11 protein-coding genes are annotated in these 14,081 nt (G+C 63.3%); 9 read left to right on the top strand and 2 right to left on the bottom strand.

Annotated elements, in window-relative coordinates:
• The first annotated feature begins 251 nt into the window (after positions 1 to 251).
• Positions 252 to 722, top strand: a complete 471-nt coding sequence (locus AC1DR7_RS01865; protein WP_478051410.1) for a hypothetical protein — start codon at positions 252 to 254, stop codon at positions 720 to 722.
• 220 nt (positions 723 to 942) lie between these two features.
• Here the strand turns inward: AC1DR7_RS01865 and AC1DR7_RS01860 are convergent, their stop codons facing one another.
• Positions 943 to 2,148, bottom strand: a complete 1,206-nt coding sequence (locus tag AC1DR7_RS01860) for an ISL3 family transposase (protein ID WP_457320493.1) — start codon at positions 2,146 to 2,148, stop codon at positions 943 to 945.
• A 145-nt stretch (positions 2,149 to 2,293) separates the two neighbouring features.
• On the opposite strand from AC1DR7_RS01860, the gene AC1DR7_RS01855 reads away from it, so the two are divergent.
• The 6 genes from AC1DR7_RS01855 to cyoD all read left to right on the top strand — a co-directional run bounded on the left by AC1DR7_RS01855 (position 2,294) and on the right by cyoD (position 8,170).
• On the top strand, positions 2,294 to 2,518 hold the full coding sequence (locus AC1DR7_RS01855; protein ID WP_457320495.1) for a hypothetical protein: 225 nt from the start codon (positions 2,294 to 2,296) through the stop codon (positions 2,516 to 2,518).
• Positions 2,519 to 3,164: 646 nt separating this feature from the next.
• Entirely contained in the window at positions 3,165 to 3,533 is a 369-nt protein-coding gene (locus AC1DR7_RS01850; RefSeq protein WP_478052026.1) for a hypothetical protein, read from the top strand.
• A 545-nt stretch (positions 3,534 to 4,078) separates the two neighbouring features.
• Positions 4,079 to 5,179 (top strand): ubiquinol oxidase subunit II, encoded by a 1,101-nt coding sequence (gene cyoA, locus AC1DR7_RS01845; protein WP_457321983.1) that lies wholly within the window; start codon positions 4,079 to 4,081, stop codon positions 5,177 to 5,179.
• Between the two features lie 2 nt (positions 5,180 to 5,181).
• A complete protein-coding gene (gene cyoB, locus AC1DR7_RS01840; protein WP_256776419.1) occupies positions 5,182 to 7,185 on the top strand; it encodes a cytochrome o ubiquinol oxidase subunit I in 2,004 nt (667 codons plus the stop codon).
• On the top strand, positions 7,182 to 7,826 hold the full coding sequence (gene cyoC / locus AC1DR7_RS01835) for a cytochrome o ubiquinol oxidase subunit III (protein WP_256776420.1): 645 nt from the start codon (positions 7,182 to 7,184) through the stop codon (positions 7,824 to 7,826). The genes cyoB and cyoC overlap by 4 nt, the downstream gene beginning before the upstream one ends.
• Positions 7,826 to 8,170: a cytochrome o ubiquinol oxidase subunit IV gene (gene cyoD, locus AC1DR7_RS01830; protein ID WP_256776421.1), complete on the top strand. Its 345-nt coding sequence runs from the start codon at positions 7,826 to 7,828 to the stop codon at positions 8,168 to 8,170. The genes cyoC and cyoD overlap by 1 nt, the downstream gene beginning before the upstream one ends.
• A 324-nt stretch (positions 8,171 to 8,494) precedes the next feature.
• Here the strand turns inward: cyoD and AC1DR7_RS01825 are convergent, their stop codons facing one another.
• Positions 8,495 to 10,558 carry a putative bifunctional diguanylate cyclase/phosphodiesterase gene (locus AC1DR7_RS01825; protein ID WP_256776423.1) on the bottom strand — a complete coding sequence of 688 codons (2,064 nt, stop codon included), beginning with the start codon at positions 10,556 to 10,558 and terminating at the stop codon, positions 8,495 to 8,497.
• 149 nt (positions 10,559 to 10,707) lie between these two features.
• On the opposite strand from AC1DR7_RS01825, the gene radA reads away from it, so the two are divergent.
• Positions 10,708 to 12,084: a DNA repair protein RadA gene (gene radA, locus AC1DR7_RS01820; protein WP_256776424.1), complete on the top strand. Its 1,377-nt coding sequence runs from the start codon at positions 10,708 to 10,710 to the stop codon at positions 12,082 to 12,084.
• 127 nt (positions 12,085 to 12,211) lie between these two features.
• Complete coding sequence (locus AC1DR7_RS01815) at positions 12,212 to 14,068, top strand: ATP-binding protein (RefSeq protein WP_256776426.1); 1,857 nt, start codon at positions 12,212 to 12,214, stop codon at positions 14,066 to 14,068.
• Positions 14,069 to 14,081: the final 13 nt, after the last annotated feature.

Raw genomic sequence — 14,081 nt, 5'->3', positions numbered from 1 at the left:
TTAACGGTTGATGTTGGGAGGTAACCCTTTAACGGTGGGGCATCTTTGTGTGGGTACTCCATGGTTATACATATTTGTATCTATCTTTGGGTGGCCTTCAGGCTCTTGCTCTGCAATCAAAGGCAATGGCGAGAACTATCGCGTGCGGCAATAGATAAAATTGACAGAGTTGCCTGTCAGATCACCACGTCCGAGAAATTCTCCGGCAGGGATCGCGAGCAGCACGTAAAGACAGCGCGATGGTCTCCCAGGTGGCCAGCACCATCGGCAGTCTGGGCGACAACGTCAACCTCGGCGCATGCGGAAAATACACCCAGATTGCCAGCAACGTGGTGGCCGCGCAGGACGTCAACATCACCGCGGCCGAGATCGAGCTGCTCACTGCCGATGAAACCGGGCATGCCTCGCAGCGCGACAAGCACCTGAACATCGGTGTGTTTGCGCGGGTCAAATCGCCGTTCATTGATCTGATCAACAATGTGGATGCTGCGCGGCAGTCGTATGGGCGGCTGCAATCCATGCAGGGCATGGCGGCCGCAGCCAACGCCTATCAGTCGGCCAGCGTCATCGTCAGCACGTTGGATGCAGGTGGCAGYGGGCTTATGGTCAGTGCCGAGACTGGCATTGTCTTCAAGACCGCCAGCATACTTGAGGCAATGGCCTCAATTGAATCCTCGTCGCTGCCCGCAGCAAGAAAGGCGAAAGCAATTGCTAATCTGTAAAGGGGGGGGGTGCTTTCAACGCCAACACGGTGGGATCGGGTGGTGCAAGAAATTCAACAGTCAAGAGTTTCTGTAATGGATCAATATGCGAGTACTTAATGGTTATTAATCCAATTAAGCTGCGTGATAACGGCTTCTCGGACGAGATGATCCGATACTTCATGGATGTGCAATATGATCCTGATCTTCCGATGGGGAATGTTGCTATAAGTAAGGTTCTTCACCCAACTCCGGGGAAGGCCGCCCGGATCTTCAGGAAGAAGTACGCGTCGTCTCGGTATCCGTAGGCGACGCGCTTGATGACCTTGATCTTGTTATTGATGCCTTCCACCAGGTTCGTCCCGAGAGGCCACCGGCAGTGGGCCAGGATGCCCGGCAGATAAGGCTGCAGACGGCGGACAAAGATGCGCAGCGGCTCCAGCCCGCTTCGCAGGGCGCGATGCTTCCATGACCGCCAGGCCTTCTCCGCCCAGCTCTGGCTTCGGTAGCGCCACAGCTGCTTCAGGTCGTCTTTGAGCAGATARGTGGTCAGCAGGGCTTTGTTGGCKGCCAGCAGCTCCTCGAGTTGGACGCGCTGCTCGGCCGGGACGTTKTGCCGATTGCGCAGCAGGAGCCAGCGCGAGGTCTTCACCACCCGTCGCGCGGGCTTGTCGGTGCGCAGACGATTGGCCTCGTCCACCCGCACCCGATCAATGACTTCGCGCCCGTACTTGGCCACCACGTGGAAGAGATCGTAGACCACTTCAGCATTGGGGCACTGGGCTTTGACCTCCACATCAAAGGCCGAATTCATGTCCATTGCTACGGCTTGGATGCGTTCGCAACCGACCCTGCCGAGTAGCTCAAAGAAGGGACGGATGTCAGCGCGGCTGCGTCCTCGGCCGACCCAGAGCACGCGCTTGCGCGATGGCTCGACSACCACGGTGGCGTAGCGATGCCCCTTCTGGATCGCAAACTCGTCCATCGCGATCACGCGTAYGTCCGATAGGTCCACTGGGCCCAGCGTCTGCATCAGATGCCKGAAATCAAGCGCCTTGACCGTCTTCCAGTCCAGACCATGCCACTTTGCGGTGGCATGGATCGAGGTGGTGGCGCACATGCGTGCCACGCTCTGCGCAAGCCGTTGCGTTACYCGGGCATGCCGCTCCAGCCAATCCAAGTGCTCCAATTTTGGCCCACAGCGAGGGCAGGCCAGCCGCTGCCGCTGGACTTCCAGCTCCACCGGCTGGTCGAACACGGGCAAGTCACGGATGCGCCGGAGCGTCTGGTCGTGGATGGCCACGACCCACTTGCCGCAGCCACTGCAGCGGCGTCGGCGGCGTGAATCAGGCAACAGCGAAAGCACCAGCCACGTGGCTCCGCCACGTGACTCGCGGCGCCATCCATCCAGGCGATACCCGCCCAGCCTCCCAGCAACGGCATACAATCCAGCTTGGCCACGGCCGGCCTCGGTTTGTAGTCTCGACAACCACAATCTAGCTGGCCGGCCGTGCGCCTTCTCCCCTCAGATGGGAGAAGAACCTAAAATTTCCCGTGCACTAAACGTTCTGGCTCCACATAGGGCTTTGACCTTGGCCGGCATCAGTGGGGGTTATGGCGGTGCCATTGATGGCTGGAGGCAGCATGTCGAAGGCGCCACGCCGAACTTCGGTCCAGGCTTGTCGATGATCAAGAAGGGCGGTGATGGCAATACCACGTATTCCAATCTGACCGAAGGCAACATCGTTATCGGTGGCAAGCAGACCACAGCCGTCGAGCTGGGCTTGAACACGGATGCCGCTGCCGCGCATCGCTAGATCGATGCGCTGCCCAATGCCGAGAAGCTGCTGGCGGACGGCAGGCGATGGCGGCGGCAATGGGCACTGTGACGGCCACCAGCAATCAGATCGCAAACGATATCGGTGGCTAGGCGATGCGCAACCTGGAGAACGACTGTGTTTCGAAGTCGAGCGACGAGGAGGAGGCACGGTTCAGGGTTCAGAGTGCACAGGATAAAGAGTCGGAGCTGAAGACTCAGCGCGGTAGCGACTCAAAGCCGCCGAAGACCAGATGAAGAACTGGAGCATCGGCTGCGCCAACTACCGTGCGCTGGAAGCGGTGCGAAGGCTCCTTGAAAGCCGAGGTCGCATGCTTCGATGCCGCATGGTTGACTGGGGCGTATTCCGATTCAATTTTCTCCCCGGATGTCAGAGGAAGGCCTCGGTCGGAAAACTCTGGGGTTTGTCTGGGCGAAGAGGGTGGAGTGGAAATCTGGAAGTGGGTCCGCAAGCGCGGCGGTGGCAGTCGGAAATATCCGAAGGATTTGGCAAGTACTCTACTCAGTAATTCCAGAGTCGGTCTGGCAGTTTCAGACTTCTACAAGAATCCGATGACCGGTTAGGTGTTCTATGGCTTCGATTACAAGGTCGTATTTAATAATATATCTGGAGCGGACGGGATTTCATGAAGGTAAAATGCATAGCCATCTCGGATGACGGGTCGGCGGAATTGTCGCCTTGGTTGACGCTGGGGGAGGTATTCCATGTCCTGAGTGTTGAGTCTGGATTGAACGGCGAGGTGTGGTTTCGAATTCTAGCCAACGAGCAGAGTGTCGGGCCGGAATCGCTAGGTCTTCATTCGGCTGATAATTTTGAGGTAATTACTAATTTCAGGCCATCCAATTGGCGTAACAGGGTAATTGGTGGTGAGCTCGAGTCTTCGCCTGCGGCATGGCAGGTCGACGGATTCTGGGGTGCGCTGTACGATGGTGAAGAAAATGCGGCTCTGACTTTTGCGAAGGAATTCAATCTGATGCTTGGAGAGGAACCTTAATTGCGGGTCTCGAAGAGGAGATTGGTAAATGGCCGTTTGGTTCGAGTGACTGGGCATGGCCAACTGGGTGGCCGGTTGTAGGTCTCTCTCTGTTTGGGGTGCCAGCGGCTATGCTCTCGAGTGAGTGTCTGGCTGGACATTGGCAACGGTTGGCCCATCCAGTAGCACTTGTCTGAGCGTCTCAGGCTGCTGCCGGGTCTTGGGAAGTAGCCCCCTCATGCCGAGCAGCCTCAGCGCGGCATCTCCTCCGGGCACGTCCCTCAAGAGGCACCCAGCCCCTCCTTGAACCATTCATGTCTATACAAGACCGCCCGACTGTGYCGATTCCGGCCTTCCGCGCGCAGTGCGACAACGTGTCGCAGCCTTTTTCGGCCCTTTCCTGCGTCCAATCATTGTCAATGCCTTCTTAAATGATGCATGACGGCCTAAAATTGGAAGGCTGRCATGATCGTCCCTCGTGCCTGTCCCCTTGGACCGGCACATCCAGCCTTTTGGCCGGGCGGGCCGCGCTTGACCTGGCATTCCCTACGCAATTGGATCGACCGATGATTCCGTTGAACCCCCTTGGACGCTTCTTGCGTCCGGGCCTGCTGTTTGCACTGTCCGTGTTCCTCACGGGCTGCAACTCGGCCATCCTCAACCCCAAGGGCCAGATCGGCCACGATGAGAAGACGCTGCTGATCACGGCTACCGTGCTGATGCTGCTGGTCGTCGTGCCGGTCATCATCATGACCCTGACCTTCGCGTGGAAGTACCGTGCGACCAACACCAAGGCCCGTTACGAGCCGAAGTGGTCGCACTCCACCGCGATCGAAGTGGTGGTGTGGTCGATTCCGTGCATGATCGTGCTGGTGCTGGCCGTGCTGACCTGGCGTTCCTCGCACGCGCTGGATCCGTACCGTCCGCTGGACTCGGACAAGAAGCCGGTGGTGATCGAAGCCATTTCGCTGGACTGGAAGTGGTTGTTCATCTATCCGGAAGAGAAGATCGCCACGGTCAACGAGATCACCTTCCCGGTCGATACCCCGCTGAACTTCAAGATCACGTCCGATTCGGTGATGAATGCATTCTTCATCCCGCACCTGGGCAGCATGATCTACTCGATGACGGCCATGGAGACCAAACTCCACCTGATCGCCAACGAAACCGGCGAGTTCCCGGGCATGTCCTCGCACTATAGCGGCGCGGGCTTCAGCAAGATGCACTTCACTGCCCATTCGGTCAGCGAAGAGCAGTACCAGCAGTGGCTGGCCAAGGTCCGCGGCGACGCGGCAACCCTGGACAAGACCGCCTTCAACGCGCTGGTGGCCGAAAAGAACCACGACTGGCATCCGGTGACCTACTACGGCACCACCGAAGCCGGCCTGTTCGACTGGGTCATCGCCCGCCACATGGGTGACAACCAGCACTACGGCATGAAGCACGACCACAAGGCGATGGGCCATGACGGTGCCGCGGGCGAAAGCCACGCCGGCCACGACATGCCGATGACCGCCGAAGGCCACGATGCTGCCGGCCACGCGGCCGACGTGCATGCCGATGACACGCACGCGCATGCCGCGGGCGCCGTCGATGAGCACGCCGACCGCACTGCAGACGAGCACGCCGCCGCCGGTCACGCCGGTCACGCTGGCTCGGGAGAATGAGCATGAATCCGCTGGGTAAATTGACATTTGCCGACATCCCGCATGACCCGATCATCATCACCACGCTGATCGGCGCGGGCATCGGTGGCCTGCTGGTGCTGGCCCTGATCACCAAGTTCAAGCTGTGGGGCTATCTCTGGAAAGAGTGGTTCACCTCGGTCGACCACAAGAAGATCGGCGCGATGTACCTCATCGTCGCCTTCGTCATGCTGCTGCGCGGCTTTGCCGACGCGATCATGATGCGTGCCCAGCAGGCGCTCGCCGCCGGCGGGGCAGAGGGCTTCCTGCCTCCGCACCACTACGACCAGGTCTTCACCGCCCACGGCGTGATCATGATCTTCTTCGTGGCGATGCCGCTGATCACCGGCCTGATGAACGTGGTGGTGCCGTTGCAGATCGGCGCGCGCGACGTGGCCTTCCCGTTCGTCAACTCGCTCAGCTTCTGGCTGTTCGTGGCGGGCGCGGGCCTTGTGATGATCTCGCTGGGCGTGGGTGAATTCGCGCAGACCGGCTGGCTGGCCTTCCCGCCGTTGTCTGGCAAGGAATACAGTCCAGGCGTCGGTGTGGATTACTACATATGGGGCCTGCAGGTCGCTGGCCTGGGTACCACCCTGAGCGGTATCAACTTCTTCATTACCATCCTGAAGATGCGCACCCCCGGCATGAAGCTGATGCACATGCCGATCTTCACCTGGACCGCGCTGGTCACCAACGTGCTGATCATCGCCGCCTTCCCGGTGCTGACCATCACCCTGGTGCTGCTGACCCTGGACCGTTACCTGGGCACGCATTTCTTCACCAATGACGGTGGCGGCAACGCCATGCTGTACATCAACCTGATCTGGATCTGGGGTCACCCGGAAGTCTATATCCTGGTGCTGCCGGCCTTCGGCGTGTTCTCCGAGGTCATCGCCACGTTCTCGCGCAAGGCGCTGTTCGGCTACAAGGGCATGGTCTACGCCACCGCCTGCATCGGCGTGTTGTCGTTCATCGTGTGGCTGCACCACTTCTTCACCATGGGCTCGGGTGCCAACGTCAATGCGTTCTTCGGCATAACGACGATGATCATTTCGATCCCGACCGGCGTGAAGATCTTCAACTGGTTGTTCACGATGTTCCGCGGTCGCGTGCAGTTCACCACTCCGGTGCTGTGGACGATCGGCTTCATGGTCACCTTCACCATCGGCGGCATGACCGGCGTGATGCTGGCGATCCCGGCCATCGACTTCGTGCTGCACAACAGCCTGTTCCTGATCGCCCACTTCCATAACGTCATCATCGGCGGCGTGGTGTTCGGCATGTTTGCCGGCATCAGCTACTGGTGGCCGAAGATGTTCGGCTTCCGCCTCAACGAAACCTGGGGCAAGCGCGCGTTCTGGTGCTGGTTCATCGGCTTCTACGTGGCGTTCATGCCGCTGTACATCCTGGGCTTCATGGGCATGACCCGCCGCATGCAGAGCTACCCGAACCTGGAATACCAGCCGCTGCTGGTGATCGCCATGTTCGGCGCGTTCATCATTGGCGCCGGCATTCTGTGCCAAGTGATCCAGATCGCCGTGTCCATCCGCGACCGCAAGAAGACCGCAGACCTGACCGGCGACCCGTGGGATGCGCGCACGCTGGAGTGGGAAACCTCTTCGCCGCCGTCGTTCTACAACTTCGGCGCACTGCCCAAGGTCACCGAACTGGACGACTTCTGGGAGCGCAAGCAGCGTGGTGAGGCGTGGGAACGTCCGGCCAAGTACAGCGACATCCACATGCCGCGCAACACCGGCACGGGCGTGGTGATCGGTGCCTTCAGCCTGGTCTTCGGCTTTGCGATGATCTGGCATATCTGGTGGCTGGCCATCGTCGGCCTGGTCGGCATGATCGGCACCTTCATCTGGCGCACCTTCGACAAGGACACGGATTACTACGTGCCGGCTGCCGAAGTGGAGCGCATCGAAAATGAGCACCGTCGCCACCTGGTGGCGCAGGGCCTGGTGAAATCGGAGCTGAAGGCATGAGCAGCACTATCCCCACCAACAGCATGAACCATGGGCACGCCGCGCACGCGGCGGCCCACGGCCATGACGAGCACGAGCACCACGACACCGGCGGCAACACCGTCTTCGGTTTCTGGGTGTACCTGATGAGCGACTGCCTCATCTTCGCCAGTCTGTTTGCCACTTACATCGTGTTGTCCGGCGGCACCAACGGCGGCCCCGGCCCGAAGGACCTGTTCGACCTGTCCTTCGTCGCCTGGGAAACCACGCTGCTGCTGGTCTCCTCGCTGACCTTCGGGCTGGGCATGATTGCCCTGCACAAGCACAAGGTCGGGCAGATGTACCTGTGGCTGGGGCTGACCTGGCTGCTGGGCTTCGGCTTCATGATCATGGAAGTGTGGGAGTTCAACCACCTCATCCATGAGGGCTACGGTCCGGACCACAGTGCGTTCCTGTCGGCGTTCTTCGCGCTGGTGGGTACCCACGGTCTGCACGTGAGCGCCGGCCTGCTGTGGCTGCTGATCATGTTCATCCAGATCAAGCAGAACGGCCTGACCCCGACCAACAAGACCCGCATGGCGTGCCTGAGCCTGTTCTGGCACTTCCTGGACCTGATCTGGATCGGCGTGTTCTCCGTCGTCTACCTGAAGGGAGCGCTGTAATGTCCGCACATGACAATCACGCACACGACCACGGTGCCGGCGGCGAGAGCCACGGCAGCGTCAAGTCCTACCTGACCGGCTTCGTGCTGGCGGCGGTGCTGACCATCATCCCGTTCTGGCTGGTGATGCACGGCAACCTGCCGACCTTCACCACCGGCGTCATCATCGTGATCGCCGCGGTGCTGCAGATCCTGGTGCACCTGGTGTTCTTCCTGCACCTGGACCGCTCTTCGGCGCAGCGCTGGAACGTGAGCGCGGCGGCCTTCACGGTCGTGGTGATCGGCATCATCGTGGCCGGTTCGCTGTGGGTCATGCACAACATGAACGTGCATATGATGCAGTAACGTCCTGGCGACATTGCCGGATGCAGAAAGGCCGCCCTCGGGCGGCCTTTTTGTTTGCGTCGATAGGGCGGGATCAACGGCTGCAGTTGCGCGCCTCCGCCGGTTTGGGCGAGCGCTGGCGCGCAACGAAGAAGCAGAGGCTGCGGTGTATTCGTGCCCTTGCTCGGCGCTGCGCCGCTGTTCCGCGGCCACCGACCAGCTGTCCGGGGCGGGGTGTGCGGGTTAGCGGGACCGTGTCCCGCTCACCCGCACGCGCCCGCCCCGTCCAGGGCGCCAAGGACACCGCCTATGCTTGTCTTGAACTGGCGGTCAAAGATCGAAGTCTTACGCCGCCTGCGCCAACCGCAAAAACTCCTCAGCCCCGACCGGCCGCCCCAGGTGGTAGCCCTGCAGCAGATCGCAGCCCATGTCGCTCAGATACTGCCGTTGCCCTGCGGTCTCCACGCCTTCGGCGACGATCCGCAACTGCAGTGAACGGCCCAGCGCGATGATCGACGACACGATCGCCGCGTCTTCGGCGTTGTCTTCCAGATCGTGCACGAACGCGCGGTCGATCTTCAGCTCGGTGGCCGGCATCCGCTTGAGATGCAGCAGGCTCGAATAGCCGGTGCCGAAGTCGTCGATGGAAATATTGACCCCCATCGCCGTCAGCCCATGCAGGATCAGCAGGCTTGCCTCCACGTCCTTCATCGCGGTGGTCTCGGTCACCTCCAGCGTCAGGTGGCGCGGATCGAGACCATGCTTGTCCAGCGTCTGCCTGACCGTGTCCAGCAGCGTGCTCGACGCGAACTGCAGCGGCGACAGGTTCACCGCCATCGACCACTCCGCATGCCCGGCATCGTGCCACTGGCGCAGCTGCGCGCACGCCCGGTCCAGCACCCAGTCACCGAGTGGCAGGATCAGCCCGCTGCGTTCGGCCACCGGAATGAACGTATCCGGGCCAAGCAGGCCCAATTCCGGGTGCTGCCAGCGCACCAGCGCCTCGGCACCGATCAGCGGCTGCCCGCTGGCCGGGAACTTGGGCTGGTAGTGCAGCACCAGCTCGTTGCGGCCGATTGCCCGGCGCAGCTCCTGCAGCAGCTTGAGCTGGCGGTTGGCGCTAACGTGCATCGACTCGGTGAAGAACGTATACCCGTTCCGGCCCGCATCCTTGGTGTGGTACATCGCCGCATCGGCGTGCGCCATCAGCTCGCGCTCGGTCGTGGCATCGGCCGGGTACAGCGCGATGCCCAGGCTGGCGGTCACCTGCAGCTCCAGCGTGTCGATGAGGAACGGCTCGCCCACGCTGGCGATGATCCGCTCGGCCACCACCGCCGCGTCTTCCGGATCGTCCACCTGGAAGACGATGACGAACTCATCGCCGCCCAGCCGCGCGAACGTGTCCTGGCCGCGCAACAGCTTGCTGACGCGCTCGCTCATCTGGATCAGCAGCTTGTCGCCGAGCTGGTGGCCGTAGGCGTCGTTGATCGCCTTGAAGCCGTCCAGGTCGCAGAACATCACCGCGAAGCTGAACTGCCGACGCTGCGCCTTCTCGATCGCCTGTTCGATGCGGTCCTGCAGCAGCATGCGGTTGGGCAGCTGGGTCAGTGGGTCGTGCAGCGCGGCCTGCAGCAGCTTTTCGTTGGCGTGTGCCAGCGAATCGGCGAGCAGGCCGGTGCGGGTGCGCATCTGCCGGTCGAAGACCGAGGACAGCAGCGCGATGCCCAGCGTCGCCAGGGTCGTGACGATGACCAGCACCGCCAACCACTTGGCGTCGATGCCGGCCCCATACGCGGCCCCGCAGATACTGCCGGCCGGGAAGCTGGCCGCCGCCATGCCGGTGTAGTGCATGCCTACGATCGCCAGCCCCATCACCAGCGAGGCCAGGCCGCGCAGCAGGAACGGGCGGCGCTGCTCCAGCCGCAGCCGGAAGGCGATCCACAGCGCCGCACCGGCCGCGCCGATGGCGATCAGCACCGACAGGGTGAACCAGAAGGGGTCATAGTCGATGCCCGGCTGCATGCGCAGCGCGGACATCCCCAGGTAGTGCATGGCCGCGATGCCCAGGCCCATCAGCACCGCGCCGGCGACCAGCCGCATCCAGGGCAGCGCCGGGCGCGAGACCAGCCACAGCGCATAGGCCGAGGCGCCGACCGACACCGCCAGCGAGAACAGGGTGATGCCCAGGTCGTAGCCCACCGGAATCGGCAGGTGGAAGGCGAGCATGCCGATGAAGTGCATCGACCAGATGCCCAGCCCCATCGCGCCCGCGCCACCGGCGAGCCACCAGCGGGCCACACGGCCCTGGGTGCTGGCCAGCCGGCCGGCCATGTCCAGCGCCGTGTACGAGGCGAGGATGGCAACCAGCAGCGAGAAGACGACAAGACTCTGGCTGTAGGTGCCGGTCATGGGAAAAGCCTGGACGAAGTAGGAAAGGGCAATGGCCCGCCGCAGTATCGGCACGGGCGCGGGGAACTTGAGCGCCGCTGGCAGCGCGTCTCGGTTGTTGCGACGCGGCTCGGCTATCCTGCCGGACAGTTGATGAAGTGGAAGTGGACATGGCCAAGCGACTTACCGCCTACGTGTGCAGCGAATGTGGCGCCGAATACAGCAAGTGGCAGGGCCAGTGCACCGAGTGCGGGGTCTGGAACGTGCTGACCGAGATCACGCTGGAAAGCGCGGCGGCGGCCAAGTCGCCGGCCTCGCGCCGTTCCGGCTGGGCCGGCAAGGTCGATGCGCCCAAGATCATGGCGCTCAAGGATGTACAGCAGACCGAACACCTGCGCGTGAGCACCGGCATCGGCGAGTTCGACCGCGTGCTGGGCGGCGGTCTGGTCGAGGGTGCGGTGATCCTGGTCGGCGGCGATCCGGGCATCGGCAAGTCGACGCTGCTGCTGCAGGCGGTGGCCAAGATGGCCGCTACCCTGCCGGTCCTGTACATCACCGGTGAGGAGTCGCTGTCGCAGGTGGCCGGTCGCGCGGTGCGGCTGGATCTGCCGCTGGACAACGTCAACGCGCTGGCCGAAACCCAGGTGGAGGCGATCCTGCAGCACGCCAGCGTGGCCCGGCCGAAGCTGATCGTGGCCGACTCGGTGCAGACGCTGTGGACCGAGTCGCTTACCGCCGCGCCCGGTTCGGTCAGCCAGGTGCGCGAGAGTGCCGCGCGGCTGGTGCGCTTTGCCAAGGAAACCGGCACCGCCGTGTTCCTGGTCGGCCACGTCACCAAGGAAGGCGGCATCGCCGGCCCGCGCGTGCTCGAACACATGGTGGATGCGGTGCTGTACTTCGAGGGCGAGAGCGGCAGCCGCTTCCGCCTGCTGCGTGCGTTCAAGAACCGTTTCGGCGCGGTCAACGAGCTGGGCGTGTTCGCGATGGGCGAAAAGGGCCTGAAGGAAGTCTCCAATCCCTCGGCGATCTTCCTCTCCGGGGGCAGCACCCAGCAGCCGGGCAGCTGCGTGATGGTCACCCGCGAAGGCACCCGCCCGCTGCTGGTGGAAGTGCAGGCGCTGGTGGACACCTCACCGCTGTCCAACCCGCGCCGCGTTGCGGTGGGCCTGGAGCAGAACCGGCTGGCGATGCTGCTGGCCGTGCTTCACCGGCATGGCGGTGTCCTGACCGGTGACCAGGACGTGTTCGTCAACGTGGTCGGTGGCATCCGCGTGCAGGAAACCGCGGTGGATCTGCCGGTGCTGCTGGCGGTGCTGTCCTCGCTGCAGGACCGACCCCTGGCCGAGAAGACCATCGCCTTCGGCGAGGTCGGCCTGTCCGGCGAGATCCGCCCGGTCCCCAACGGCGAAGATCGTCTGCGCGAAGCGGCCACCCATGGGTTCAAGCGCGCGATCGTGCCCAAGGCCAACGCGCCCAAGACCGGCAGCGTGAAGGGCATGGAGGTGATCGCGGTGGAGCGGCTGTCCGAGGCGATCGAGGCGATCTGAACGCGGTGTTTCCGAGGCACCCGCCGCGCAGGCAATGCGCGGCCGGGCTGTGCTAGTTTTCCTCCCCTGAAATCCTCGTTCCAGCGCGTATCCCGGCCGGGGTGCGCCCGCCAGAGAAAACGATTCCATGCAAGAGACTCCCCTGGATGTACAGGGCGCCAGCGAGATCCGTCGCGCCGGTGTCGACCTCAACGGATTGATGACTGTCCTTGGCAAGCATCTGTATTCCACCCCGGTGGTGGCACTGCGCGAACTGGTGCAGAACGCGCACGATTCGCTGGTGCGACGGCGCCTGGAACAGGCCGACTGGCAGGAGCCGGGCCGGATCGAAGTGCACGGCGATGCGGTCAACGGCATCGTGCGCATCATCGATACCGGCGCCGGGCTGACCCAGCAGGAAATCCACGATTACCTGGCCACCGTTGGCGTGGGCTATACCCGTGGCCTGCGCCAGGCCGGCGAGGACGACGAAGGCCTGATCGGCATGTTCGGGCTGGGCTTCCTGTCCGCGTTCGTGCTGGCGCGCCGGGTGACCGTGCGCACCACCTCCTACCAGCAGCCGACGCTGGGCCACTGCTATGTCTCAAGCAACGCCGAGCAGTACACGGTGTCCCCGATGCCGGCGCGCGCGGTCGGCACCGAAGTGGTGCTGGAACTGCATGGCAGTTACGTGCACCTGGCGCAGGAGCAGAACCTGCGCGACATCCTCGGCCGCTATTGCGCGCTGCTGGGCGAGCCGATCCACATCGGCCAGGATGCGCGCGCGATCAACCCCGAGCCGCCGCCGTGGCGTCCGCAGGCCGGCGTGGTCATGCACCCGCTGCAGGCGCAGCGCCGCGGCCTGGAGTTCGCCGCGCACTTCGAGCGCAGCTTCGAGCCGATCGCCTGCATGCCGCTGCGCGCCGATGGCGGCAGCGATGCGGTGGGCCTGCTCTGGGTTCAGGACGGCGCCACCTACGGCACCAGCGACAACCGCAACCTCTCGGTGTTCGTGCGGGGCATGCTGCTCGACGACGACGCGCGCGACCTGCTGCCGCCCTGGGCCGGTTTCATCGGTGGCGTGATCGAATCCAGCCGGTTGACCCCTACCGCCAGCCGCGAGGACCTGCAGCGCGATGAAACCTACAGCGCAGTCCAGCATGCATTGGGCGAGGCGCTCATCGATGGACTGGTGGAGATCGCACGGCAGCAGCCGGAGGCTTGGCGACGCATCCTGGTGCGGCACAACGAAGCGCTGCTGGGTGCCTCGCTGTGCGATGAGCGCCTGTTCCAATTGCTGCTCGAACACGTGCGCGTGCCTAGCTCGCAGGGCGACATCAAGGCAAGCGAACTGCCCTCGCGCGGTGCGGTCCACGTGATCCTGGACAGCGGCGGCGGTTTCGAGGAAATGCTGTTCCGCGCGATGGGCGTGCCGGTGGCGCATGGCAACCGTTACGCGGTGGTGCCGTTCCTGCGCCGCTGGACCCAGGCCAAGGGCATGCGCCTGGTGGAGCTGGGCACCGAACAAGGCAACCGCGCGCTGTTCCGCACCGATACGCTGCCCGAGGCGGAAATGGATTGGCTGCAGACCCACCTGGGTGACGGTGAGCAATTGTTGCCGGCGCATTTCAGCCCGGCCGAGCTGCCAGTGGTGGTGGTGCCCGATCGCGAGGCCGAGCTGAAACGCCGCCTGGAAGACGACGAAAACGACAAGCGCGTGTCAATGGCCGCGCTGCGGCTGGCGCGCCAGTTCACCGCCCGCATCGTCGCGCGCGCACCCTCGCGCTTGTACCTCAACCTGGACAACCCCGCCGTGCAGGCGTTGCTGGCGGCGATGCGCGCCGGCAACCCGCAGGCCGAGTCCGCCGCGCGCCTGCTGCGTTCGCTGAAAGTGATCGTCAGCGCGCAGGGGCGCGCCCAGGACGGCGGCGCGGCCAGCAACGACCTCAACCGCGCGTTCGGCGACATCGCCGATGCCCTGCAGCAGATGCTGCAGGCGCGCTGATCTTCCCTTTCTT

This window comes from Stenotrophomonas sp. P5_A9, from assembly GCF_056400525.1.
Note: the sequence above shows the minus strand (reverse complement) of the source record. Positions and strands in the feature narration are given on the sequence as shown.